This window comes from Enterobacter sp. Cy-643, assembly GCF_011752815.1.
Lineage (GTDB): Bacteria > Pseudomonadota > Gammaproteobacteria > Enterobacterales > Enterobacteriaceae > Cedecea.
This window is the reverse complement of the sequence record NZ_VWWV01000001.1, coordinates 85,544-111,282: the sequence shown is the minus strand read 5'-3', so window position 1 is coordinate 111,282 and position 25,739 is coordinate 85,544. Positions and strand designations below refer to the sequence as shown.

Below are 25,739 nucleotides of genomic sequence, written 5' to 3'. Positions count from 1 at the left end.
CCTTACGTACACGCCATGTTTTCCACCGGGCATGACGAAACCCACCGGGAAGTGTTCAAAGCAGAAGATGCCGACAGCATGAACCTGGTCGGCCTGTCGATGCGCGGCCCGAAGAAGGTGGTGGATAAGGTGATAAAGGGGATGAAGCTGCATAAGTAAGGGAAGATAAATATAAAAAAGCCCGCAATCGCGGGCTTTCAGCACGTCACACAACGAAAAGAGTGATTATTCCCACTCAATCGTCGCCGGTGGCTTACCGGAGATATCGTAAACCACGCGGGAGATGCCGTTCACTTCGTTGATGATGCGGTTGGACACGCGGCCGAGGAAGTCGTACGGCAGGTGCGCCCAGTGCGCGGTCATAAAGTCGATGGTTTCTACCGCACGGAGGGAAACAACCCAGTCGTACTTGCGGCCATCGCCCATTACGCCTACGGAACGGACCGGCAGGAACACGGTGAACGCCTGGCTCACTTTGTTGTACAGGTCGGCTTTGTGCAGCTCTTCGATGAAGATAGCGTCGGCGCGGCGCAGCAGGTCGCAGTACTCTTTCTTCACTTCGCCCAGCACGCGAACGCCGAGGCCTGGGCCCGGGAACGGGTGGCGGTAAAGCATGTCGTACGGCAGGCCCAGCTCGAGACCAATTTTACGCACTTCGTCTTTGAACAGCTCGCGCAGTGGCTCAACCAGGCCCATCTTCATCTCTTTCGGCAGGCCGCCCACGTTGTGGTGAGATTTGATGACGTGTGCTTTGCCGGTCGCGGAGGCCGCAGACTCGATAACGTCAGGGTAGATGGTGCCCTGCGCCAGCCATTTAACGTCTTCCAGCTTCAGCGCTTCTTCGTCGAATACTTCCACGAACACGCGGCCGATGATCTTACGCTTGGCTTCCGGGTCGTTCTCGCCCGCCAGCGCGGTCAGGAAGCGGTTTTCGCCTTCAACGTGAACGATGTTCAGGCCGAAGTGATCGCCGAACATGTCCATTACCTGCTGAGCTTCGTTCAGGCGCAGCAGGCCGTTGTCCACGAACACGCAGGTCAGGTTTTTGCCGATGGCGCGGTGCAGCAGCATTGCGGTCACGGAAGAGTCAACGCCGCCGGACAGGCCGAGGATAACTTTGTCGTCGCCGACCTGCTCGCGGATGCGAACAATCGCATCTTCGATGATTTTTGCCGGGGTCCACAGCGCTTCACAGCCGCAGATTTCCAGCACAAAACGCTCCAGCAGACGCTGGCCCTGACGGGTGTGGGTTACTTCCGGGTGGAACTGCACGCCGTAGAAGCGTTTTTCTTCGTTGGCCATAATGGCGAACGGACAGGTTTCGGTGCTGGCAACGGTCACGAAGTCGGACGGGATAGCGGTGACTTTGTCGCCGTGGCTCATCCACACGTCCAGCAGCGGTTGACCGGCTGCGCTCAGGGAGTCTTCGATGCCGCGAACCAGCGCGCTGTCGGTTTTCACTTCGACCTGCGCGTAGCCGAATTCACGCTCGGTAGAGCTTTCAACGTGGCCGCCCAGCTGCATGGCCATGGTCTGCATACCGTAGCAAACGCCGAACACCGGCACACCGGCTTCGAACACGTACTCAGGCGCACGCGGGCTGTTTGCTTCGGTAGTGCTTTCCGGGCCGCCGGAAAGGATGATGCCGCTTGGGTTGAACTCACGAATTTGAGCTTCGGTAACATCCCAGGCCCACAGTTCGCAGTAAACGCCCAGTTCACGGACGCGGCGCGCCACCAGCTGAGTGTACTGAGAGCCGAAGTCGAGGATCAGAATGCGATGTTTATGAATGTTTTCCGTCATTGACGTTAATTCCGAGGCAAGTGATACAAAACAAAAACACCCGGCATAAAGCCGGGTGCATAAAGATTAAGAACCCATACGGTAGTTCGGGGACTCTTTGGTGATCGTCACGTCGTGAACGTGGCTTTCCTGGATGCCCGCGCCGCTGATACGTACGAATTCTGCTTTGGTGCGCAGCGCGTCGATAGTACCACAGCCGGTCAGGCCCATACAGGAACGCAGGCCGCCCATCTGCTGGTGAACGATCTCTTTCAGACGGCCTTTGTACGCTACGCGACCTTCGATACCTTCCGGTACCAGTTTGTCTGCGGCGTTGTCGGTCTGGAAGTAACGGTCAGAAGAGCCTTTGGACATCGCGCCCAGAGAACCCATACCGCGGTAGGATTTGAACGCACGGCCCTGGTAGAGTTCGATTTCGCCCGGAGATTCTTCGGTACCTGCCAGCATGCCGCCAACCATAACGGCTGCTGCGCCCGCGGCGATCGCTTTCGCGATGTCGCCAGAGAAGCGGATACCGCCGTCAGCGATAACCGGAATACCGGTGCCTTCCAGCGCTTCAACCGCGTCAGCCACGGCGGTGATCTGCGGCACACCGACGCCGGTAACAATACGCGTGGTACAGATGGAGCCTGGACCGATACCGACTTTAACCGCGCTGCAGCCAGCTTCTGCCAGGGCACGAGCACCAGCAGCGGTGGCAACGTTACCGCCGATGATTTGCAGGTCAGGATATTTAGCACGGGTCTCACGAATACGCTGCAGAACGCCTTCGGAGTGGCCGTGGGAGGAGTCAATCAGCAGAATATCAACGCCGGCCGCGACCAGCGCATCAACGCGCTCTTCATTGCCTGCGCCTGCGCCAACCGCAGCCCCAACGCGCAGACGGCCCTGCTCATCTTTACAGGCGTTAGGTTTACGTTCTGCTTTCTGGAAGTCTTTCACGGTGATCATGCCGCGCAGGTGGAAACCAGCATCCACAACCAGCGCCTTTTCAACGCGCTTTTCGTGCATTTTAGACAGCACGACGTCGCGGGCTTCGCCTTCTTTCACGGTCACCAGACGCTCTTTCGGAGTCATGTACACGCTAACAGGCTGAGTCAGGTCGGTCACAAAGCGCACGTCACGGCCGGTGATGATGCCCACCAGTTCGTTTTCTTCGGTCACTACCGGGTAACCGGCAAAGCCGTTGCGCTCGGTGAGTTCTTTCACTTCACGCAGGGTGGTAGACGGCAGCACGGTTTGCGGGTCTGTTACCACGCCGCTTTCGTGTTTTTTCACGCGTTTGACTTCTTCAGCCTGGCGCTCGATAGGCATGTTTTTGTGGATAAAGCCGATGCCACCTTCCTGTGCCAGGGCGATAGCCAGACGCGCTTCCGTTACGGTATCCATCGCCGCAGAGAGCATTGGAATATTCAGGCGAATTGTTTTGGTCAGCTGAGTGCTGAGGTCAGCGGTATTCGGCAGAACGGTGGAATGAGCGGGCACGAGGAGGACGTCGTCAAACGTCAGGGCTTCTTTGGCGATACGTAGCATGGGCAATATCTCTACCTGGAGGTTAATAAATATTGCCGCGGCATTATACAGAGCGTAATCGGTTGCATCCACACTTTTTTGCAAATAATGCTTGCCATCCCCGCCCTCCTGGTTACTATCGACTGAATAACCTGCTGATTTAGAATTTGATCCAGCTCACATGTCGACGCAAAACTCTCCCTCAATTTATACCGTTTCTCGCCTGAACCAGACGGTGCGTCTGCTGCTCGAGCAGGAAATGGGGCAAGTCTGGATCAGCGGCGAAATCTCTAACTTTAGCCAGCCCTCTTCCGGCCACTGGTACTTCACACTCAAAGACGATACCGCCCAGGTACGCTGCGCGATGTTCCGGAACAGTAACCGCCGCGTGACCTTCCGCCCACAGCACGGGCAGCAGGTGTTAGTGCGCGCTAATATCACTCTTTACGAACCGCGCGGCGACTACCAGATTATTGTCGAAAGCATGCAGCCCGCCGGTGAAGGGCTGTTACAGCAGCAGTATGAGCAGTTGAAGCAGAAGCTGAGTGCCGAAGGACTTTTCGACCCAATACACAAGCAGTCCCTGCCCGCTCCGGCTCGCCAGGTCGGCGTGATTACTTCTAAAACCGGGGCAGCCCTGCATGATGTACTGCACGTATTACAGCGTCGCGATCCGTCGCTGCCGGTCATCATTTACCCAACGGCCGTTCAGGGCGCAGACGCCCCGCTGCAAATTGTGCGCGCCATTGAGCTTGCCAATCTGCGCGACGAATGTGATGTGCTGATTGTCGGGCGCGGCGGCGGCTCGCTGGAAGACCTGTGGAGCTTTAACGATGAACGAGTTGCCCGGGCAATTTTCACAAGCAAGATCCCCGTCGTTAGCGCCGTAGGGCATGAAACTGACGTCACGATCGCCGATTTTGTCGCTGATTTACGTGCACCAACGCCGTCCGCCGCGGCGGAAATCGTCAGCCGCAATCAGACGGAGTTACTGCGCCAAATCCAGTCCCAGCAGCAGCGTATGGAAATGGCAATGGACTATTACCTCGCCCAGCGCTCACGGCGGTTTACCCAGCTACACCACCGCCTGCAGCAGCAGCATCCTCAGCTGCGTTTAGCCCGCCAGCAAACCACACTCGAGCGCCTGCGCCAGCGTCTGACCGTGGCAATGGACGGCAAAATGCGCCGGGCGAGTCAGCAGCAGCTGCGCCTTAGCCAGCGCCTTAACCAGCAGCAGCCGCAGCCACGTATTCATCGCGCCCAGTCTCGCTTACAGCAGCTGGAATACCGCCTGTCGCAGTTAGTAAGCGCTCAGCTGAGCCAGACGAAACAACGCTTTGGTACCGCGCTGGCACAGCTGGAAGCCGTCAGCCCGCTGGCGACGCTCGCGCGCGGCTATAGCGTGACCACCGCCGAAGACGGCAAAGTGCTGAAGAAAACCAAACAGGTGAAGTCCGGGGACACGCTAACCACGCGCCTGGATGACGGCTGGGTTGAAAGTCAGGTGACGGGCATCAAACCGGTGAAAGCGCCGCGTAAGCGCAAGCCCGCGGCGAAAGACGAATAAACCATTCAGAGCGCGGCGGGAACAAACTCCACGCGCTTTTTAGAAATCAGGCCGTGGCCGTTCTGGCAGAAATAATCCACCGCCCCACACGCTTTCAGCACCTGCAGCGGCTTATGGCAGTCCGGACAAACCGCTTCCAGGCGAAAGTCCTTCCCGCAGGCATCGCAGTGTGCCCCATCGTCCGTTTGTTTCAGTTCGCTTTTACACGCCGGGCAATTCACCATCATCCTTTCCTCCCGCTAAATCATTAATGAGCCCCATTATATACCCATAACGTTAAGATGGACTCATTCCGCTATTGAGCAAAAGACTGGCAAAGTTAGCGCATTAATGCACCGTTTTTGCCCAGCGTCTTCCTTCGTGGATGAGCACTTGTATCCAGACTGGTATCCCAGATAGCGCCGTAGCTGGAACCTTCAATTTTTTGAAGTCATTGGCATGATAATTGAATTACTCCCTTTACGTGGTCAATCGGGGAGGATTTTCATGTTTGATGAGCTGTTAGATAAAGATGCCACTGCGCTGGCCGCACTGATTCGCTGTGGCGAGGTTTCAGCCCGGGAAGTTGCTCAGGCAGCCATTGACCGCCAGCAGGCACGTGAGCCCTTGATTCAGGCGTTTTGTACCCCGACGCCGGAGCTGGCTCTTGCTCAGGCTGACGCGGTCGACGCGAAGCGCGCCAGCGGGCAGCCCTTAGGCGCGCTGGCGGGCGTTCCTCTGGCGGTGAAAGACCTGATTTGTACTGCAGGGGTGAAAACTACCTCAGGCTCTGTCGCCTACCAGGACTTTGTCCCGGAAGAAGACGATATTGCCGTGGAGCGTCTGCTGGCTGCGGATGCCATCCTGCTGGGCAAAACGACCGCCCCAGAATTCGGCTACAGCGGCGTGGGGCATAATCCTCTGTTTCCGTCCCCGCGCAACCCCTGGGATCTGAGCAAAACACCGGGCGGCTCCAGCGCAGGTTCTGGCGCAGCGCTCGCCGCCCGAATGTGCCCCATAGCGCTCGGTAGCGATGGCGGAGGCTCGGTGCGCATTCCGGCCGCCCACTGCGGCGTCTACGGCCTGAAAGCTTCTATGGGACGAGTCCCGCTCTGGCCCGGCTGCCGCGATGAACGCTACCCGGGTGTCTCCAGCTGGGAGTCGTTAGAGCACATTGGCCCGATGACCCGCACCGTGCGGGATGCCGCCCTGATGATGTCGCTGCTGGCAGGCCCGGACATGCGCGACCGCCACTCAATTCCCTGCTCTGACGTTGACTGGCTGGCATCGTTAGAAAAGCCCTTAAGCGGCCTTCGCATCGCCTTTAGCGCCGATTTTGGTTACGTCGCGGTAGACAGCGAAGTTCGCCGGATAACGACGGAAGCGGCGCATCGTTTTTCACGTGAGCTGGGTGCTGAGCTGGAAGAGGTTGACCCCGGTATTGCCGATGAGGCCGCGACCTTCTCCGCCCTTGTCGCCTTTGAAAGCGACCTGACGGGTATGCGCAAAATGCAGGCCGAACTGGGACAGCGCATGTCGCCGCACCTGAGCGCCATGCTGCAGCACGACTGGCGGGCCGAAACCTTCACCGACGCCAACACCCAGCGCAAAAAAATCTGCAATCAGCTTTGGCGTTTTATGCAGCGCTACGATCTGCTGCTTTCCCCCACGCTCGCCGTGCCGCCGTTTCCGCTCAACATGCAGGGCCCGGAAATCATAGACGGACGCATGGTCAGAAGCGACCACTGGCTTTCGTTCTGCTTCCCTTTCAACTTCACCGGCCAGCCGGCCGCTTCAGTGCCCGCAGGCTTTACCTCTGACGGCCTCCCCGTCGGGCTGCAAATCGTGGGTCGTCATCTGGATGATGGCCTGGTGCTCGCGGCAAGCGCCGCTTTCGAGCGCATTCAACCATGGAATCACATCAGCCCTGCTTCACTCGGAGTTGTCCATGAATAAGAAATCATCCCCTGCCCTGGAGCAGGAATTTGAGCACGAACCCGTGCCGCTCAGCCATCGCCACTCCACCGGGTCTGTTTCGGCCGTGTGGTTTGGCTTCCCGATGATCCTCACCAATGCGCTGTTTGGCGGCATCATTACCTGGTCGCTGGGCTTCTGGCCTGCCATTATCGCCATTCTGCTGGGTAACCTGGTGCTGTTTGCCTATGTGGGTTCCCTCAGCTGGTTTGCCGGGCAAACGGGCATGAATTTCGCTCTACAGGCCAAACGCACCTTCGGCACCAAAGGTTATATTTTGGTTTCTGGTTTTCTTTCCACGGTGGTAATTGGCTGGTACGCCTTCCAGACCGGTCTTACGGGCACAGTAATCAATCAGACCTTCGGCTGGAACGCGCTGGCGGTGACAGCGTTCGCCATCGTGCTCTATACCGGAGTGACGTTTCTGGGCGTGCGGGCCCTGTCGATTCTGGGAATGATTGCCGCCCCGCTGTTTGTGGTGCTTGGCCTGGTGGCGCTGTGGCTGATTAGCCAGCAGCATGATTTTAGCGCCGTCCTTCAATGGCACGGCAGCCCTGCCGCCATAGGCACCATGAGCATGGGCACCGCAGTCACTATGGTTGTGGCGGGCTTTGCCGATTCCGGCACCATGACCGCAGATTTCACCCGCTGGTCAAAAAACGGGAAATCTGCCGTCATAGCTGCATTCTCGGCCTTCCCCGTCGCCAACGTCATTTCTTATCTTTTCGGCGTGGTTATCGTGGCGGTCGGCGCAGCCGTTGACCCGGCAAGTAACGGTGGAAACTTCCTGCCGATTCTGATGGGGCACGGAGAAATTCTGTCTGCCATCGCCTGCCTGTTTGTGTTTATTAACCTTGGCTCCGTATGTACACACTGCCTGTACAACGGCGCCGTGGGCTACAGCCATCTTTTCCACAGCAAAATGCGGCTCTGGACGCTTATTCTGGGTGCTGCGGGCGGGGTGCTAGCATTAGCGGGCGTGTGGTCTTACTTCCTGGAATGGCTGAGCCTGCTCGGCATTGTCGTACCGCCGTTTGGCGCGGTGATGATCGTTGATTTGATCTTTATGGCCAAAATTAGCCAACACCGCAAAACAAGCCGTATGCGCGGCAGCGCCTTTACGGCCTGGGCTATCGGCAGCCTGTGCGCGGTAGTCGCCCACCTGCTGTTTCCGCAGTTTGGCGAAGCGGTCATTGGCCTGGTCACAGCGGCCATCAGCTACACCCTGATAATGAAAGTCAAAAGCGAAGCGCCAGCGAGCATTATGGAGGGAAAAAATGCCTGATTACACGCTAAATTCAACGCCCTACGCCTGGCCTTTTGATGGTCATTACAGCCCCAGCAACACAGCGCTGATAATTGTAGATATGCAGACCGATTTCTGCGGCAAAGGCGGCTATGTCGACAGCATGGGCTATGACATTGCGCTGACGCGCGCGCCGATAAAACCACTCCAGCGCGTTTTAGCGCGGATGCGTGAGCTGGGCTTTCCCATTATTCATACCCGCGAAGGGCACCGCCCGGACTTAAGCGATCTGCCGGCGAATAAGCGCTGGCGCTCGAAGCGTATGCACGCAGAAATCGGCGCAGAGGGCCCGTGCGGCCGTATCCTTGTGCGTGGAGAGCCGGGCTGGGAAATCATTCCGGAACTGGCCCCGCTTGAGGGAGAAGTGATTATTGATAAGCCGGGCAAAGGGTCATTTTATGCCACCGATTTAGAGCTAATCCTGCGCAGCCGGGGGATCCGCAACCTGATTCTGAGTGGTATCACGACGGATGTTTGCGTGCACACCACGCTGCGTGAAGCTAACGATCGCGGTTTTGAATGCCTGGTACTGGCCGATTGCTGTGCGGCCACGGAATTAAAGCATCACGAAGCGGCGCTGAGCATGATTCATATGCAGGGAGGGATTTTTGGGGCGGTGGCGAGTTCAGAGGTATTACTGGAAGGATTAAGTCATCGCTCGCCAACACTGGCGGTGTGATGCTTAAACCGGCGCGCTCACGCTTATAACATGTGGGCGCACCGGTTATCACTTACTTACTTTTCTTGATGTGCTTGATGAGGCGCTTACGCTTACGCATCTGGTTCGGCGTCAGGGTATTACGTTTCCCGGCGAACGGGTTCTCCCCTTCTTTGAACTGAATGCGGATTGGCGTCCCCATAACATCCAGCGATTTGCGGAAGTAGTTCATCAGGTAGCGCTTGTAGGAATCCGGCAGGTCTTTCACCTGGTTGCCGTGAATCACCACGATTGGCGGGTTATAACCACCGGCGTGCGCGTATTTCAGCTTAACGCGGCGACCGCGAACCAACGGCGGCTGATGGTCTTCTGCCGCCATGTTCATGATGCGGGTCAGCAGCGCGGTGCTTACGCGACGCGTGGAGCTGTCGTAGGCTTCACGCACGGATTCGAACAGGTTACCTACGCCGCTGCCGTGCAGAGCGGAGATGAAGTGCACACGGGCGAAGTCGATAAAGCCCAGACGGTAGTCCAGCGTCTCTTTCACCTGCTCGCGAACTTCGTTACTCAGGCCATCCCACTTGTTAACCACGATAACCAGTGAGCGCCCACTATTCAGGATGAAGCCCAGCAGCGAGAGATCCTGATCGGAAATGCCTTCGCGGGCGTCAATAACCAGCAGCACAACGTTCGCATCTTCAATCGCCTGCAGGGTTTTGATTACCGAGAACTTCTCAACCGTGTCGGTAATTTTCCCGCGCTTACGCACGCCCGCGGTGTCAATCAGCACGAATTCACGCTCATCGCGCTCCATTGGGATATAGATACTGTCGCGAGTGGTGCCCGGCATGTCATAAACGACCACGCGTTCTTCGCCGAGGATACGGTTAGTTAGCGTGGACTTACCTACGTTAGGACGGCCAACGATAGCGAGCTTAATCGGCAGATCCTGAGGGTTGAAGGCTTCTTCTTCCTCTTCTTCCTCAAACTCTTCGTCGTCGGACACAATGCCGTTTTTGGCGTTAAACGCGGCCCAGTAGGCTTCGTCTTCGTCCATCTCTTCCGGCTGTTCACGTGGGTCGATATCATCCATCCACGGCACCAGAACGTGTTCCAGCAGGGTGGTCACGCCGCGGCCATGGGAAGCCGCAATCGGGTGGATTTCGCCGAGACCCAGAGCGTAGAAGTCAATCACCGCCTGGTCCGGGTCAAGACCGTCGGTCTTGTTCGCCACCAGGAAAGTTGGCTTCTGGCGGGAGCGCAGGTGCTGAGCGATGGCTTCATCGGCAGGCATCAGGCCCGCACGTGCATCCACCATGAACAGCACAACATCCGCCTCTTCAATCGCCAGCAGCGACTGCTCGGCCATGCGCGTTTCCACACCGTCTTCCGTGCCATCGATACCGCCGGTATCAATACAGATAAACTCGCGGCCTTCGACTTCCGCACGACCGTACTTGCGATCGCGAGTCAGCCCCGGAAAATCCGCAACCAGCGCATCGCGGGTACGCGTTAAGCGGTTAAACAGGGTCGATTTACCGACGTTAGGGCGCCCAACAAGCGCGACCACAGGTACCATTATAAAAGCCTCATTACTCAAAATTTATTAATAAAACAGCGTCAATTTTCGGCTGTTTTTAAAAAGCCAAAACGGCTCCCGAACTACGGGAACCGTTTCAAACGTGACGATTATCCGACAAGTTTAGCGTTTGATGGCGTACAGCGTGCCGTCTTTTGCCTGGATAAGCAGTTTGTCGCTGGCAACCACTGGCGTCGTCTGGAAGCCGGAGCTGTCCACTTTCTGCTGGGCAACAAAGCGCCCATCATCGTTGTTGATCCAGTGCATGTAGCCTTCGCTGTCGCCAACGACCAGGTAGCCATTGTACAGCACTGGCGCGGTCAGGTTGCGGTGCAGCAGATCGCTTTGCGTCCACAGCGTCACGCCGCCGTCTACGTTCAGCGCCACAACGCGGTCATTCTGATCCACCAGATAAATGCGGTTCCCGTCCACGATGAAGTCGTTCACCGAGCCCATCTCACGTTTCCACATGATCTGGCCGGAACGCAGATCCAGCGCCGTCAGGTTGCCGTTGTAAGCCAGCGCGTACACCACGCCATTCACGATAACCGGCGTGGTATCCACGTCGCTCAGGCGGTCAATTTCTGTCGCGCCAGTCGCCTGGGAGATACGCTGCTGCCAGATAAGTTGGCCCTGCTGCATCAGCACGGCGCTTACGCGGCCGTTATCTCCGCCGACAATCGCGGCGCCAAAGGCGGTGGCCGGAGCCGATTCACCGCGCAGTGACAGCGCAGGCATATCGAGGTTAACGCTCCATTTGACCGCGCCATCAGCTTCGTTCAGCGCCTGCAGCATACCGTTGCTGGTATGAATCAGCACTACGCCGTCGCTCACGACCGGGCGAGACAGCGCTTCACCAGCCACTTTTGCCTGCCAGGCAATGCTGCCGTCGGAGGTATTCAGGGCGAAGACTTTCGCTTTTTCGGTGCCGACATAAACGTGGCCACCGTCAACGGTCAGGCCGCCAGACAGCAGAGCCGGGATATTGCTGGAGAAGAAGCCGGTTTTCTCAGAGAGATCGACCTTCCACTCTTCTTTGCCGTCGTCCGCGTTAAGTGCTTTCACGGTACCACGACGGTCAGCGGCATAGATGGTGCTGCCCTGCCAGGCCGGATGCAGGTTAGAGTAGAAATCACCGATTCCATCACCCACGGACGTGCTCCACGCTTTTTCCGGAGTGAACTGGTTTTCCACCGTTGGCAGCGGGGACATTTTAACCACATCTTCTTCGCCGCTGAACAGGGAGCAGCCGCTGAGCAGCGTCAAAGAGAGCAGCCCAGGCACAAATAGTTTACGCAATTGCATCGGGTCCCTCTTAGCTGGACAAATTATTGATTTTCATCTGCATCATTTCACGCAGGGCCGGAGAAGCATTGGTCTGTGAACCTTTGCTCCACGCATCACGAGCGCCCTGCTTATCCCCTTTACTGAGCAGCGCTTCGCCGCGCAGGTCGGCAACCATCGCTACCCAGCCTTCGCCTTTCACGCTATCCAAGGTTTTCAGCGCGGCATCAGCCTGTTTCTGCTGAATCTGAACGCGAGCCAGACGCAGATTGATCAGCGCCTGCATGTTCGCGTCTTTGGTGCTGCTAAGGCCGTTTTGCAGCTGCGTAGCCGCTTTATCCAGCTCGTTTTTATCCACAAACTGCTGCGCCAGCTCTAATGCCGCCAGCGCGCCATAGGTGTTTTTATTCTCAGCGGCAAATTTTTCAACCGCTTCCAGCGTTTGCGGCTGGTCTGCTTTCACCGCGCTGGTCACATTCTGGTAAGCCAGCGAGGCTTCACGCATGGAGTCGTCCTGGTGGCCGTTCCAGTAACGCCAGCCCACCAGAGCGCCGATACCCAGCACAACCCCGACTACCAGCGCTTTGCCGTTTTCCGCAAAGAAGCGTTTGACCGCTTCCATCTGATCGTTTTCGTTCTCGTAAACTTCCACGCAGTCCTTCTCCTTAACGAATAATCACCGGGGGATTAACCCAGTAACGCCTGCAGATGGGCGGCAGCATCGGCCTGTGCGACGTTTTGTTGCTCACCTGTGCGTAAATCCTTAACCACGACTTCGCCTTTAGCAGCTTCATCTTCACCCAGCACCAGTGCAACGCGAGCGCCCCACTTGTCGGCACGAGCGAACTGCTTCTTGAAGTTACCGCCGCCGTAGTTTGTCATCAATTTCAGGGCTGGTACCTGGTCACGTAGCTTTTCAGCCAGCAGCATTGCCGCGCCCTGCGTTCCCTGACCTGAAGATATCAGGTACATATCGACAACGGATTCTGCTTTAAATTCAGGATTAATCGCCTGAACAAGTAAAACAAGGCGTTCGAGGCCCATAGCAAAGCCAACCGCTGGCGCCGCGCGCCCACCAAGCTGCTCCACCAGACCATCGTAGCGGCCACCGGCACACACGGTACCCTGAGAGCCCAGGCTGTTGGTCACCCACTCAAACACGGTGCGGTTATAGTAATCCAGGCCGCGAACCAGACGCTGATTAACGGTGTAAGCAATGCCGGCGGCATCCAGGAACTGGCACAGACCGGCGAAGTGTTCGCGAGACTCTTCATCCAGGTAATCGCCCAGTTGAGGCGCGTCGTTCAGCAGAGCCTGAACGTCCTGATTTTTAGAGTCCAGCACGCGCAGCGGGTTGCTGTACATGCGGCGTTTGCAGTCTTCATCCAGCTTCTCTTCATGCTGCTCCAGGAAAGCAACCAGCGCATCGCGGTAGTTAGCACGCGCTTCCAGAGAACCAATAGAGTTCAGCTCCAGGCTTACGTGCTGGTCAATACCCAGCGCACGCCACCAGCGGGCCGTCAGCATGATGAGCTCGGCGTCGATATCCGGGCCGTTCAGGCCAAACACTTCCACACCCAGCTGATTAAACTGGCGGTAACGCCCTTTCTGAGGACGTTCGTGGCGGAACATCGGCCCGATGTACCACAAACGCTGTTCCTGATTGTACAGAAGACCATGTTCGATACCGGCACGCACGCAGCCCGCGGTGCCCTCAGGACGCAGGGTCAGGCTGTCGCCGTTGCGATCCTCAAAGGTATACATCTCTTTTTCAACCACGTCGGTGACTTCACCGATAGCGCGTTTGAATAACGGGGTCTGCTCTACAATCGGCAAACGGATTTCGCTGTAACCGTAGCTCGCGAGCACTTGCTTAAGAATGCCTTCAATACGCTGCCAAATGGCGGTTTCGCCCGGCAGGTAATCGTTCATGCCGCGAATGGCTTGAATATTTTTTGCCACGTTTGTTCTCTGCTTTATATACAAAAAATGAACCCGAAATCAGGCCACTTACTCAGGTAAATGGCCGTGCGGGCTCAATCATACACGGGAAGCCCTGTGCTTCCCATGCTTCGCATTATTTTTCCAGCTGTTGGATATCAATACGCTGTTTTTCATCCAGCATGCTGGCTTTGGCACGAATACGCGCTTCAAGCTGCGCAATCATGTCGTCGTTGTCCATACGATCTCGCTGGCGAACGCCATCTTCGTAGAAACCACTTTTCTTATTGCCGCCGGTCACCCCAAGCGTGGAAACCAGCGCTTCGCCTGGGCCATTCACCACGCAGCCGATAATGGAAACGTCCATCGGGGTGATAATGTCTTCCAGGCGCTGCTCCAGGGCGTTTACCGTTCCGATAACGTCAAACTCCTGACGCGAACAGGTTGGGCAGGCGATAAAGTTGATCCCACGGGAGCGAATACGCAGCGACTTAAGGATGTCGAAGCCCACTTTGATCTCTTCCACCGGATCTGCCGCCAGGGAAATGCGCAGCGTGTCGCCGATCCCTTCAGAAAGCAGCAGCCCGAGGCCGATAGCGGATTTTACAGAGCCAGCACGCGCGCCGCCCGCTTCGGTGATCCCGAGGTGCAGCGGCTGATCGATCTGTTTTGCCAGCAGGCGATAAGACTCAACGGCCAGGAATACGTCCGATGCTTTTACGCTCACCTTAAATTGATCGAAGTTGAGACGATCCAAATGATCGACGTGGCGCATAGCGGATTCGAGCAGCGCCTGAGGCGTAGGCTCACCGTATTTTTCCTGCAGATCTTTTTCCAGAGAGCCGGCATTCACGCCAATACGGATAGGAATGTTTTTATCGCGCGCGCAGTCAACCACCGTGCGAATACGCTCTTCGTTGCCGATGTTGCCGGGGTTAATACGCAGGCAATCAACGCCGTATTCCGCGACTTTAAGCGCAATACGGTAATCGAAGTGGATATCGGCGACCAGCGGAACGTTGACCTGCTGCTTAATAAGCTTAAACGCCTCTGCGGCGTCCATTGTCGGCACGGATACGCGAACGATGTCGGCACCCACGCGTTCTAATGCTTTGATTTGATTAACCGTGGCTTCCACATCGGTGGTACGCGTATTAGTCATCGACTGAACGGCGATAGGGGCACCATCGCCGATTGGCACATTACCGACGTAGATCCGCTTGGATTTGCGACGTTGGATGGGTGCGGCATTATGCATGGTAAATCTCCACAATTACGCGTCTGAACTGGCGCTGATTATTCAGCACCGACAGTGAGACGTGCAACCTGGTTAGTTCTGATAAAACGACTCAGGTCCACAGGTTTGCCCTGATATTGAACCTGTACTGCTGACGGAGCGCCAATTTTCAGTTTATAAGGCGCTTTACCCGCTAAATCGAGCTTCGCATCTTTGCGCTGCAGGCCGCTAAACAGCTTTTTGCCGCTGGCATCGGTGACTTCCAGCCAGCAGTCAGCGGTAAAGTGCATGGACAGCCCTTGAGAGGCATCTGCAGTCTGATTCACACCGGCCTGATCGGTTGGCAGTTGGCCGGCAGTTGGCGCTGGCGTAGCCTGTGCGTTATCAACGGGAGCCTGGCTTGGGGCAACAACGGCAGGTTGCTGAGCCGCATCTGCAGCAGCAGTTTGCTGAGCTGGAGCAGAAGAAGCGGTGTTCTCCACCGGCGTAGGCAGTTCAACAGGTTGCGCAGGCGTTGATGTCGTAGATGCTGCATCGGCAGGCGCATCACTGCCGGTGTTCAGCGGCACAGATTGGCCGCCGCTGGTTGAAAGTTCGGTAGAAGATTGATCGGCCATGGTCGACAGTTCTTCCTGCTGCGCTTTGTGATTTTGCCACCACCATGCGCCGGTCAGGCCAATAACCACAAACAGAATCAGCCAGGTAAAGCTCATCAGCCAGCCGTCGCGCTTTTTACGACGCTTCCCGAGAGAGAAGCTTTGCATCGGCTCAACTTTGGCCGCCTTAATCGGCGCCTGTTTAGCCATCATCGGCAACAGCTCTTCTTCAGGAATATGAACCAGTCGCGCATAAGAGCGGATATAGCCACGCAGGAAAGTCGACGCCAGCTCGGCAGGCGCCTTGTCGTCTTCGATATCCCTGACGGTGGAAACTTTCAGGCACAGGCGTTCAGCCACAGCCTGCTGGCTGAGCCCCATTTGCTCACGTGCATTACGTAAACGCTGGCCTGTGGTTTGTGCTGCATTTGATTCGTTAGTGGCTTCAGTATTCATTAGCTACAACTGCTGGTACTGTTCAAATTAAAGAATTTGGCACAAGTCCTGTACCGCAGCGTCTCCGCTACGTCAGATTGACTCGCACCGCGAAACAAATCTGATACCCGAAGGCTACCCTTCAGTAAAAATACCCGATACCAGCCATGCTGTTAGCGCTAGCTGGCACTATACCGGGCTACCGGACCCGCCGGTTAGTTAACCATAGTCACCCTTTGGCAGGCTGTCCGTTAACTTTACGAAATGGGCACAACTAAACTGTTGTTGCGACGCTACATACTGCCTTAAAGCCGCCAGAAACGCACCGTAATTATTATACTGAATGATGTATTAGGCCACGTTATTGACTGTTCATGCACTTTTGCCCGTTTTTTATACCGCGCGGAGCACTCTCGCCCAGCGCGGCAAGTCGCCATCTACAATCAAACGGCTTTTACGGCAATCGATTCGCCCTGCATACGTTTACGCATAGTGCGCTTGGTGCGGTCGATCACTTCCCCGGCCAACTGACCACATGCTGCGTCAATATCGTCGCCGCGAGTCTTACGAACAATGGTCGTAAAACCATAGCTCATCAGTACTTTAGAGAAGCGATCGATACGGCTGTTGGAGCTGCGGCCATATGGTGCGCCCGGGAACGGGTTCCATGGAATCAGGTTGATTTTGCACGGCGTATCTTTCAGGCATTCAGCCAGCTGATGCGCATGTTCGGTACCATCATTGACGTGATCCAACAGAACGTATTCCACCGTGACGCGGCCCTGGTTGGCGTTGGATTTCTCCAGATAACGACGCACGGCCGCCAGGAAGGTTTCGATGTTGTACTTTTTGTTGATCGGCATGATTTCGTCACGGATATCATCGGTCGGCGCGTGCAGGGAGATAGCCAGCGCGACATCAATCATATCCCCGAGCTTGTCCAGCGCGGGTACCACGCCAGAAGTAGAAAGCGTGACGCGACGTTTGGACAGGCCAAAACCAAAGTCGTCGAGCATGATTTCCATCGCCGGAACAACGTTGTTCAGGTTCAGCAGCGGTTCGCCCATGCCCATCATCACCACGTTGGTGATAGGACGCACGCCTGTTTTCTTCTGGGCACCGATAATCTTCGCCGCGCGCCAGACCTGACCAATAATTTCAGACACACGCAGGTTACGGTTAAAGCCCTGCTGCGCGGTTGAACAGAATTTACATTCCAGCGCACAGCCAACCTGGGAAGAAACGCAGAGCGTGGCGCGGTCTTCTTCCGGGATATACACCGTTTCAACCAGCTGGTCGGCAATCTTAATTGCCCACTTGATGGTGCCATCGGCAGAACGCTGCTCTTCAGCAACTTCCGGTGCACGAATCTCGGCGATCTCTTTCAGCTTATTACGCAGGACCTTGTTGATGTCCGTCATTTCGTCGAAGTCATCACTGCAGTAGTGATACATCCACTTCATGACCTGATCCGCGCGGAAAGGTTTCTCGCCCAGCTCGGCGAAAAATTCGCGCAGCTGCTGGCGGTTAAGATCGAGCAGGTTAATTTTTTCGGCTTTATTGGAAACAACAACAGGTGTTGCTTCAGGCGTGTTCATTTCAGACATAATGTTTTCCGGCCTCGTTGTTACACGTTATGGCCCCTGGAGGGTTAGAAAAAGAAACGCCCCGGTGAGCAGGCTCTTCCGGGGGCGTTGCATTGTACAAATTCTATGGCATAGATGCCACGACTGAAAGCGAACAACGATTAAAAAATATCATGTCTGCTTTCTTGTCGAGAATATCCAAAATCATTTGAGTTGCAGGTAGGCAGCAAGGGAATGAGCCCCAGGAGCTTACTCAGGTAAGTGACTGGGATGAGTTCCTGCAGCTAACACCCCTGCGGCTCTAAGGATGACGGATATTTTAGCGTGTGCGTGGGCACACTTCCCCTTCGCCGAAGAAGTAGGCGATTTCACGAGCTGCGGATTCTACGGAGTCAGAACCGTGGGTGCCGTTTTCGGTGAAGCTGTCAGCGTAGTCTGCACGCAGTGTACCGGCCAGGGCGTTAGCAGGGTTAGTTGCGCCCAGCAGGTCGCGGTGACGCTGTACTGCGTTTTCGCTTTCCAGCACGGAAACAACGATTGGGCCGGAGGTCATGAACTCAACCAGACCGTCGAAGAACGGCTTACCGTCGTGCTCAGCGTAGAAACCACGAGCCTGCTCAACGGTCAGGTGCAGCATTTTTGCGCCAACGATTTTAAACCCTGCAGATTCAAAACGAGCATAAATGTTACCAATAACGTTTTTTGCCACCGCGTTTGGTTTGATGATGGAAAAAGTACGTTCAATAGCCATGATTACCTCTGTAGATGTTCTGTGTGTCCGGGAAACCCGGTTATGAAATTGGCGCAGATTATAAAGAGCAAGTTTGTCGTTGCCTATGGATGGAGATAACATTTTTTTAAAATAAGATTAGTTTTGGCAACACTATTGCTGCAGCGGGTGAAATTTCACGTTTTGTCGTCACTGCAGGGTAAAGGTCGCGCTGGCAACCTGCCCGGAATCATCCATCACCACGACCTGATAGTCGCCCGGTTTATTGAGCATTAAGGCCAGCCCGTCGCCTTTACTCTCTTCGCTTTCTCCGTTAATGAACCACCACCGCTGGCCCTGCCCGCCCTGGCTGGAAAGCCGCAGCGGGAGCTGCATCTGCCCCGGTAAGCGTTTCAAAATAGTGCCGTCACGCACGCCGAGCAGCAGCAGCGGCGTTGCACTCTCTTTCTGTAGCGGTGGACAACTGGCTGAAACAGCTGGCAAACGAGCAGCACGGCGTTCAGTCGGTGGTAGCCAGGGTTCAAGGGGCAATGGCCAGAGAGCGACTGTCTCCTGGCGAGCTCCAGGACAATCGGGTGCCACTCGCTTACCCTGCGCATCCACCCAAATAAGCTGGCGCGTTCCCTGAGCGCCTTCTTGCCCCTGTGCCAGCAGCGTGGGCGGCTGAGCATCGTCCAGAAGCCATGTTGCCAGCCGTCGACGACAGTTCACATCCCCGGCTGGCAATGCCTGGCCGCCAGGCCAGCAGATCTCTGCGGCAGTAACGGAAGTGGGCCGGGGATCGGTCGGTAAATGGAGCTGCTGCACGCGCGAATTAGCCTGCAGCAAATTATTCACCTGATTAAGCAGCGGTACCGCACTCCCTAACCCAAACTGCCCCGCCACCGGCGTGCTATCCGGCCTGCCGGTCCAGATGCCAATCAGATAGCGCGAATTAATGCCTATGGCCCAGGCATCGCGGTAACCGTAGCTGGTCCCTGTTTTCCACGCCAGCGGCACAATGGGCGGTAGAGAAACATCCGGCTGAGGCTGGGCTTCCCCGGCAAGAATGCGACGGATAATCCACGCCGCACCCGGCGACATCAGCGGGCGTTCCCGCAAGACATCACTCTCCAAAACCCGCAGGTGAGCGGCTTTGCCATGGCGGGCAAACGCGCTGTAGGCTGCCACTATCTGGTCCAGCCTGACGCCACCGCCCCCAAGAATAAGCGACAGGTTGGGCTCACTGCCCTGAGGGAAGCGAAGGTTAAGCCCCACGTTGCCCATCTGCCCGGCAAAACGCTTCGGCCCGTAGGCCTCAAGCACCTGAACAGCAGGTAAATTCAGCGAACGCACCAGGGCATCACTCATGCTTACCGGCCCGTGAAAACCGGTGTCGAAGTTCCCAGGGCGATAATCGCCGAACCGACGCGGGACGTCCTGCAACAACGACGCCGGATGAATCAGCCCGTCATCCATCGCCATGCCGTAAACAAACGGTTTTAACACGGACCCCGGCGAGCGAATGGCGGTGACCATATCAACATGCCCAAACCGGCTGTCGTCGTTGATATCCGCCGATCCCACCCACGCGCGAACCCGCATTGTGGTGTGATCAACTACAAGCATGGCCAGCGAGGAGCGAGGCGGCAGACGTGATTTCCAGTTCAGCGCCAGCTCTTCCAGTTGGCGCTGGAGAGATGCACTCAACGTGGTCGTAATCAGCGTTGACTTGCTTTTCGCTACCAGCGCACGCGACAGTAACGGAGCCAGCTGCGGCATCTGTCGAGGTGCCAGCCAGACAGGCTCCTGCAAAGCCTCATCAACCTGCTTTTGCGACCACACGCCCTGTTCCGCCATGCGACGCAATACTTTATCCCGCGCCTGTTGCGCTCGTTCAGGCCAGCGATCGGGCCGCAGGCGGCTGGGTGCCTGAGGAAGTACCGCCAACAGCGCAGCTTCTGAATAACTTAGCTGCTCAGGCGCTTTTCCAAGATACGCCCAGCTTGCCGCGCCGATCCCCTGTAGTGTGCCGCCAAAAGGAGCACGATTAAGGTAGAGCGTCAGGATCTCCGTTTTGGATAGATGCCACTCGAGCTGAAAAGCGCGCCAGACCTGGCGTATTTTTCCGCCAAGAGTGCGGGGATGGGGATCCAATAAGCGGGCAACCTGCATCGTCAGCGTACTGCCGCCAGAGATCACTTCGCCATTGCGCAGATCCTGCCAGGCCGCACGCAAGATCGAGAACGGATTGACGCCGGGATGATCCCAAAACCAGCGATCCTCATAGCCTACTAGCGCTTCAAGGTAACGAGAAGAAACTTGATTCATCTCCACGGGATAACGCCAGATCCCTTCGGCATCCGCAAAGCGCCATAGAGGAGTACCGTTTTCAGCGACCACTACGCGAGCCGGGCTGACCTCATGCAAAGGCAGAGGCCAGAGCTTATCCGCCAGCCAAACAAAAGAGGCAACCAGCAGCGGTGCTATCAACCAGAGATAGCGCCGCCGCCAGCGTAGTCTTGATCCGTTAAGCACCGACGTTCTGCTTACGGCACAACGGTCAACGTGCCGGTACTGCTACCGGTTGCGCGCCACTGAGGGACGTACATGGATTCCACCTGCGGGACAGGCACGGTGTAGATTCCCGGCGTAACGGCTCGAGCCAGATAGATAAGGGTTGCATGCTGGCCCTCATTCAGCGGCAGCGCGGCCACAAAGCGATCGTCCCTGAACTCCATATGCTGTATGTCCTGCTGCTGCATTTGGTTCAACAATGCCTGCACTTCACTCGCGCTGTCGCTCAGGCTCGCGCTGCTGTTCGCCAGATTCTGGTTTTCCAGTTCGAGCCCGGCCGGCAGTAAATCGACAACCAGCGCATCCGGCACGTTTTTGTCTGCCCAAACGTCCAGCCAGACCATCACCAGCTCACCGCTTTTCAGCGAAGACAGCGGCCGGGTGTTACCTTTCGCATCAAGGAAGTGACGTTCAATATGCAACACATTGCTATAGGCCGCCGGTGCCTGCTGCGGATATCCCGCGCTATCAAGCCGTAAATAGAGGCTGGCCATCCCGCTGTTAGTGACCTGCAGGCCAGAAAGCTGCTGCGCGCTAAGATTGCGCGTTACCGACTGGCTTGATGCCAGTGGCTGTACATCCAGCGAAGTCTGTGCCTGCCAGTCGCCTTTCACGTTTTGCAGACCGTGGCCAGCAATGAACAACGCGTTGGTTTCCTGAGTGGATAACCAGCGCTGGCTCCAGGCCATGTCAGACAGCTCAAGCAGCAGCTGATTCTGGGTGTCAGGAAGCAGCTTGTTCTCTTCCAGCAGGCTCAGCATCATCGCCTTATCCCGCAGCTCGCTGCCGTAATCCGCCATCCAGATCTGTTTATCGCTGCGCTGAGTTTTCAGCCCCAAAGCAATCGCCTGTTGGCTGCGAGGTTCATCCCCCATGAGCTTCAGCGCGATGCCCAGCTGCACGAGCGGCAGCCCGGCACGCGCCTGATCGTGGCGCAGCCAAAGCTCGCGCAATACCCCAAGGGGCGCTTTTTGCTGACGAGCCAGCACCAACCCGGCATAAGCCTGTACCGCAAAGCGGCTGGCCGGAGCATCGTCGCTGTAGCGTAAGGCAATTAAACCAGGATCCTGCAGATAGCGCAGCAGGCGCTGATTGGCCTTGTTGAGTGCATCCCCATTGACGCTGTATCCCTGCTCACCGGCTCGCACCAGGAAGTCCGTGACATAGGCCGTCAGCCAGTACTCTTCCGGCCCTGCCTTATCCCACAGCCCGAATCCGCCATTGTCGCTTTGCATTTCCAGCAGGCGACCAATCCCTACATCAATGGCAGCCCGGCGATGTTGGTCGGTAATGCCTTTGATACCCAACGCATTCAGTTCAGCTTCATTGGTGTACAGAGACGGGAACAGGCCGCTGGTCGTTTGCTCAAGGCAGCCATACGGATAGGCTTTTAGCTCGCGAATGTAGCGCGCCAGGTTCAGTGGCGGGCGCCCGCTCAGCAGCAACTGGCCTTCCAGGGTTGATTCAGCAATCCCGGACAGATGCTTAGGCGGAAGCGTCCATGTCTCTCCTGGTTTAACCACGGCACCGCTGTTCACCGTCTGTGCAGGAAACGCAGGGCGAACGCCGATTTTCCACTGTTTGACCGGGTCAGCCAGCGTTTCGCCCGGTAATGCGAGGCCGTTAATCACGGCTTTGATTTCACCGTCACCAAAACCTTCCAGGGCATGCACGGGAATAAGCAGCGTACCGCGGGCACCGGGAGCGAGCTTCACGTCCATCGTCGACGCACCATTGAGCGCTAACAGCCCCTGAGCGCTGAGTACCACGCTAAGCTGCTGGGGCCTGTCCGTCAGGTTAGTGAGATCCAGCGCGAGGCGGCTGGTATCGCCACTCGCCATAAACCTCGGCGCGGCCAGTTCGCTCACCAGCGGCGCGGCAACCGTGACTTTTTCTTCGCTATTACCAAAGCGATCGTCGGTCCAGGCCTGTGCCATAACCCGCAGCTCGCCGTTGAAATCACCAATCGGCAGCGTTACCGTTCCTTCGCCGTTTTCATCCAGCGCAACCGGTTGGGCCTGCTGAGCGATGATAGTGACATGATTCACCGGCTTTTTACCGCCGCGGCTTAGCTCATCGCCTTCATCGCCGTCACCGCCAAAGCGCAGCGCAGCCAGTCGCCCCTCGCCTTCAATCACCTGCCCGTAAATGTCGTAGATGTCTGCGCCATAGCGCTTGCGTCCAAAGAAGGCGTCCCACGGATCCGGCGTTTTGTAATCGGTGATATTAAGCACGCCGCTGTCCACGACGGACAGCAGCACGTTAATCTGCTTCGGCACTTCGCCATTTTTCACGCTGGCCTTTACCTTAACCGTGAGGTTTTGGTTCGGACGCATTTTGGCTGGATTTTGTAGCGTCAGATCGAGGCGGCGGCTCTCGTCCACTAGCGGTAGATGAAGGATCCCAACCGCGCGTTTAGGCGTGGCGGAACGCGCCTTGTCTCCGGGACGAATAACTACGGTGCTTAAGTAAAGATCGTGCCGCTGCCAGCTCTTATCCACCGGAATGGCAAGATCCATGCCGTCTGCCGGAACATCTATTTCTTTCCACCACAGTGGCCCGTCACTGGATTCCACCAGCGCATAGCCTTTACCTGCTGCAGGCGCGGCAATATGCAGATTGATGGTATCGCCAGCTTTGTAAGACGGTTTATCTATTTTTAGCGTCACTCTGTCCGGACGCACTGCTCCCGTGCCGTCGCTGTTATCCTGCCAGCTATAACCTGCCCAGAAGCGCAGGCTACTGACAAGGTTATTCTCCGGATCGCGTACTTCCAGGCGGTAAGAGCCCCACTCTACCGGGAAGGCAACTTTGCCCGTTTCTCCGGCAGCCAGCGTCAACTTCTGCTCGGCTTCCACCAGATCTTTTTGATCGTACTGAGACCGCCAGCCTTCACCTTCGTCCCAGCTCCAGTAGTAGTCCCGGCGTTCGCGAATCAGGCGCACGTCCAGGTCGCTTACCGCCAGCTTCTCCCCTTGTGCATCTGCATAGACAATGTCAAAGCCCGCGCTGCTGTCTTCATCGACGATGGGCTGAGTACGGGTAGTGTCAGTCCGGTAGTCATAGACCTCTTTACTGGCAAATTGAGGGCGGATCCCAGGCATTGCCTGAGCGGGCCAGATAGCCTGCTCAACGCGGCGTGTCACCGGACGGCCGCCGGACTCCAGCAGGCTAGCCTGCAAAATAAGGCGCAGAGGAGAATGCACGTCCCCCCACTGGCTTTCCGCGCTGACGGTCGTATGCCCTTGTTCATCGAGCGTTAGCTCAACGGCATCCAGGCTGCGGGCAAGGTTTTGCTCATTGATGTCGCCAAACTGGAACCCCGGCAGCTTTGCAACGGCATCACGTAAAGGGCGCAGGAAGAGCTGCCCCTGAAGGCTGTTACCCGCGGCAGGCGCACCGTAGAGATAGCGCCCGGCAACGTCAAAATTGACGGTATCTTCAGGGGCTATCGGCGCACTTTGCGCCGTGAGATTCAGCGCCATACGCTCCGGCATGAAGTCTTCAACTTTAAATGACCAGATACGCGGCTGGTTATCCCCGGTATTGACCCGCATTTGCCAGTTACCGGTTGCCGCGCTTTCACTCAGAGGATATGTAAATTGATAAAGTCCGTTGGCAGACTGCCACACTTCGGTGCGGGCAACCTGGCCATCCGGTTTTACAACCTCAAGCTTCACCGGCTGCGGCGGGAGCGGTTTGCCGTCCCCATCCCTGAGCAGGGCATTCACGATGACGGGCTCTCCGGGACGATAAAGATCTCGCGGGCCAAACATGAAGAACTGTTTGCTGTAGCCTTGCTCACCGGCAATATCAAACTCCGCCAGATCCAGCGCCGGGCGGCTGAGATCCAGCAGCGTAGTTTGCTCTCCATTGCGTGCCAGCAGCAACGTGCCTTTGTTCAGCTTCTCAAGCGTGGCATGCCCGTCACTATCACTTTTCGTTTGCCCTACCGTTTGGCCTTTTTCGTTCAGCAGCGCGATCTCTACGCCCGACTGCGCGGCGCCGTTTTCCAGACTTTGGGTAAAGACGTCAATTCTGTCATGGTAGCGGTGCACCGAAACACCCACATCGCTCAGCGTGAAAAGCGTTGCGGCATTGCTATAGGCGTAATGCCCGGCCTGATTCATGATGGCGAGGTAAACGCCGGGCTGCTGCAGGGGCTTGATATCACCGAGCGGCAGCATCAGCTTCTCGCGAGTATTGCGGGCAGGATTGAGGTCAAAACGCCCCGTGTAAACCAGGTCGGCCAGCTTAAGCAGGTTGTCGGATTCCCAGTTTGAAACCGAGTTACGGTACTGCCACTGGCTGACAAACGCGCTTAGCGAGCTGTCTTTAATACGGTAAAAGTTGACGTCAACGTTATCGACGTTAAGCGCCATCACCGGCAACCCCGCAATCACTTTAGTCGGCAGCAAGGAGCCCCGGCTGGCAAAGCCAACGCTCGGCTGAATATCACGTGTGGCAATTTGCTTTTCAAAGCTGTCGTCGAACGTCGCTTTATTGAGCGCGAGCAGCCCGCTGTCTACGGTCACAATCAGCGTGCGTTTGGGCTCCAGATGCCGCAGACGAAGTTCTTTTAGGTCGCTGGAAAGCTCCCAGGCACCGTCCACTTTGCCGCTGGTTTTATCCACCAGATGGGCAACTTTATTGAAGTCCTGATTGGGGTCGAGCGGAATCGAGAAGGTCAGCACTAACGTACTGGCACCGTCCAGCTGAACTTCAGAGGCATCGAGCAGCTTCAGCGGCTTCCCCGCAGACTGCTGAGCCAGTTTTTCCAGTTGAGCTGCATCCGGTTTAGTTTCAGCCTTACTGTTTTGTTCCGCTGCTGCAGAGGCGGCGGGCTGAACGGTTTGCTGATTGTTTTTATCGTCACAGCCGGAAAGCGCCAGCAGGCCGCAAACCAGTACGGCAAGGCTCGTCAAACGTAGTGCATTCATTCTTTCATCCCTGGCCAATAAGGACCGCCAAACATTACGTAGAGCAAGTATTATGC

General features: G+C 56.6%; 17 protein-coding genes and 1 pseudogene. 5 read left to right on the top strand and 13 right to left on the bottom strand.

The window, feature by feature from the left end:
• Positions 1-159 (top strand): annotated as a pseudogene (locus F3J29_RS00535) (DUF2000 family protein); the annotation flags it as partial.
• Positions 160-225: 66 nt separating this feature from the next.
• Here F3J29_RS00535 and guaA read toward each other — a convergent pair.
• The gene (gene guaA / locus F3J29_RS00530; protein ID WP_008459400.1) at positions 226-1,803 is read right to left on the bottom strand and encodes a glutamine-hydrolyzing GMP synthase; all 1,578 of its coding nucleotides are present in this window, start codon (positions 1,801-1,803) and stop codon (positions 226-228) included.
• Positions 1,804-1,869: 66 nt separating this feature from the next.
• Complete coding sequence (gene guaB, locus F3J29_RS00525) at positions 1,870-3,336, bottom strand: IMP dehydrogenase (protein ID WP_166864831.1); 1,467 nt, start codon at positions 3,334-3,336, stop codon at positions 1,870-1,872.
• 160 nt (positions 3,337-3,496) lie between these two features.
• Here guaB and xseA point away from each other — a divergent pair, with 160 nt between their 5' ends.
• Positions 3,497-4,882, top strand: coding sequence for an exodeoxyribonuclease VII large subunit (gene xseA / locus F3J29_RS00520; RefSeq protein ID WP_166862175.1), 1,386 nt, complete (start codon positions 3,497-3,499; stop codon positions 4,880-4,882).
• A gap of 5 nt (positions 4,883-4,887) precedes the next feature.
• Here the strand turns inward: xseA and F3J29_RS00515 are convergent, their stop codons facing one another.
• Positions 4,888-5,109 carry a zinc ribbon domain-containing protein gene (locus F3J29_RS00515; protein ID WP_166862173.1) on the bottom strand — a complete coding sequence of 74 codons (222 nt, stop codon included), beginning with the start codon at positions 5,107-5,109 and terminating at the stop codon, positions 4,888-4,890.
• Between the two features lie 259 nt (positions 5,110-5,368).
• Between F3J29_RS00515 and F3J29_RS00510 the strand changes: the two genes are divergently transcribed.
• From F3J29_RS00510 to biuH, 3 genes are read left to right on the top strand one after another with little or no spacing between them, the layout of a single operon-like run.
• Complete coding sequence (locus F3J29_RS00510; protein ID WP_166862171.1) at positions 5,369-6,817, top strand: amidase; 1,449 nt, start codon at positions 5,369-5,371, stop codon at positions 6,815-6,817.
• The gene (locus tag F3J29_RS00505) at positions 6,810-8,120 is read left to right on the top strand and encodes a purine-cytosine permease family protein (protein WP_166862169.1); all 1,311 of its coding nucleotides are present in this window, start codon (positions 6,810-6,812) and stop codon (positions 8,118-8,120) included. The genes F3J29_RS00510 and F3J29_RS00505 overlap by 8 nt, the downstream gene beginning before the upstream one ends.
• Positions 8,113-8,820, top strand: coding sequence for a biuret amidohydrolase (gene biuH / locus F3J29_RS00500; RefSeq protein WP_166862167.1), 708 nt, complete (start codon positions 8,113-8,115; stop codon positions 8,818-8,820). The genes F3J29_RS00505 and biuH overlap by 8 nt, the downstream gene beginning before the upstream one ends.
• Before the next feature lie 52 nt (positions 8,821-8,872).
• Here the strand turns inward: biuH and der are convergent, their stop codons facing one another.
• The 10 genes from der to F3J29_RS00450 form a co-directional block, all read right to left on the bottom strand.
• A complete protein-coding gene (der, locus tag F3J29_RS00495; protein ID WP_166862165.1) occupies positions 8,873-10,378 on the bottom strand; it encodes a ribosome biogenesis GTPase Der in 1,506 nt (501 codons plus the stop codon).
• A 123-nt stretch (positions 10,379-10,501) separates the two neighbouring features.
• Entirely contained in the window at positions 10,502-11,683 is a 1,182-nt protein-coding gene (gene bamB / locus F3J29_RS00490; RefSeq protein ID WP_039296126.1) for an outer membrane protein assembly factor BamB, read from the bottom strand.
• Between the two features lie 10 nt (positions 11,684-11,693).
• Positions 11,694-12,314 (bottom strand): YfgM family protein, encoded by a 621-nt coding sequence (locus F3J29_RS00485; RefSeq protein WP_166862163.1) that lies wholly within the window; start codon positions 12,312-12,314, stop codon positions 11,694-11,696.
• 35 nt (positions 12,315-12,349) lie between these two features.
• On the bottom strand, positions 12,350-13,624 hold the full coding sequence (hisS, locus tag F3J29_RS00480; protein WP_166862161.1) for a histidine--tRNA ligase: 1,275 nt from the start codon (positions 13,622-13,624) through the stop codon (positions 12,350-12,352).
• A 115-nt stretch (positions 13,625-13,739) separates the two neighbouring features.
• Positions 13,740-14,861 (bottom strand): flavodoxin-dependent (E)-4-hydroxy-3-methylbut-2-enyl-diphosphate synthase, encoded by a 1,122-nt coding sequence (gene ispG, locus F3J29_RS00475; protein WP_166862159.1) that lies wholly within the window; start codon positions 14,859-14,861, stop codon positions 13,740-13,742.
• A gap of 38 nt (positions 14,862-14,899) precedes the next feature.
• Complete coding sequence (gene rodZ, locus F3J29_RS00470) at positions 14,900-15,892, bottom strand: cytoskeleton protein RodZ (protein ID WP_166862157.1); 993 nt, start codon at positions 15,890-15,892, stop codon at positions 14,900-14,902.
• Positions 15,893-16,314: 422 nt separating this feature from the next.
• On the bottom strand, positions 16,315-17,478 hold the full coding sequence (rlmN, locus tag F3J29_RS00465; RefSeq protein ID WP_166862155.1) for a dual-specificity RNA methyltransferase RlmN: 1,164 nt from the start codon (positions 17,476-17,478) through the stop codon (positions 16,315-16,317).
• 298 nt (positions 17,479-17,776) lie between these two features.
• Positions 17,777-18,208 (bottom strand): nucleoside-diphosphate kinase, encoded by a 432-nt coding sequence (gene ndk / locus F3J29_RS00460; protein ID WP_039296136.1) that lies wholly within the window; start codon positions 18,206-18,208, stop codon positions 17,777-17,779.
• A gap of 168 nt (positions 18,209-18,376) precedes the next feature.
• The gene (gene pbpC, locus F3J29_RS00455) at positions 18,377-20,704 is read right to left on the bottom strand and encodes a peptidoglycan glycosyltransferase PbpC (protein ID WP_166862153.1); all 2,328 of its coding nucleotides are present in this window, start codon (positions 20,702-20,704) and stop codon (positions 18,377-18,379) included.
• 11 nt (positions 20,705-20,715) lie between these two features.
• Entirely contained in the window at positions 20,716-25,683 is a 4,968-nt protein-coding gene (locus F3J29_RS00450; RefSeq protein WP_166862151.1) for an alpha-2-macroglobulin family protein, read from the bottom strand.
• Positions 25,684-25,739 lie beyond the last annotated feature (56 nt).

Bases quoted from the DNA above. Each gene is read 5' to 3' on its own strand.
- der (WP_166862165.1), bottom strand. From the start codon at position 10,378: ATGGTACCTGTGGTCGCGCTTGTTGGGCGCCCTAACGTCGGTAAATCG.
- guaA (WP_008459400.1), bottom strand. From the start codon at position 1,803: ATGACGGAAAACATTCATAAACATCGCATTCTGATCCTCGACTTCGGC.
- ndk (WP_039296136.1), bottom strand. From the start codon at position 18,208: ATGGCTATTGAACGTACTTTTTCCATCATCAAACCAAACGCGGTGGCA.
- rlmN (WP_166862155.1), bottom strand. From the start codon at position 17,478: ATGTCTGAAATGAACACGCCTGAAGCAACACCTGTTGTTGTTTCCAAT.
- F3J29_RS00505 (WP_166862169.1), top strand. From the start codon at position 6,810: ATGAATAAGAAATCATCCCCTGCCCTGGAGCAGGAATTTGAGCACGAA.
- xseA (WP_166862175.1), top strand. From the start codon at position 3,497: ATGTCGACGCAAAACTCTCCCTCAATTTATACCGTTTCTCGCCTGAAC.
- F3J29_RS00510 (WP_166862171.1), top strand. From the start codon at position 5,369: ATGTTTGATGAGCTGTTAGATAAAGATGCCACTGCGCTGGCCGCACTG.
- ispG (WP_166862159.1), bottom strand. From the start codon at position 14,861: ATGCATAATGCCGCACCCATCCAACGTCGCAAATCCAAGCGGATCTAC.
- guaB (WP_166864831.1), bottom strand. From the start codon at position 3,336: ATGCTACGTATCGCCAAAGAAGCCCTGACGTTTGACGACGTCCTCCTC.
- bamB (WP_039296126.1), bottom strand. From the start codon at position 11,683: ATGCAATTGCGTAAACTATTTGTGCCTGGGCTGCTCTCTTTGACGCTG.
- rodZ (WP_166862157.1), bottom strand. From the start codon at position 15,892: ATGAATACTGAAGCCACTAACGAATCAAATGCAGCACAAACCACAGGC.
- F3J29_RS00515 (WP_166862173.1), bottom strand. From the start codon at position 5,109: ATGATGGTGAATTGCCCGGCGTGTAAAAGCGAACTGAAACAAACGGAC.
- F3J29_RS00450 (WP_166862151.1), bottom strand. From the start codon at position 25,683: ATGAATGCACTACGTTTGACGAGCCTTGCCGTACTGGTTTGCGGCCTG.
- biuH (WP_166862167.1), top strand. From the start codon at position 8,113: ATGCCTGATTACACGCTAAATTCAACGCCCTACGCCTGGCCTTTTGAT.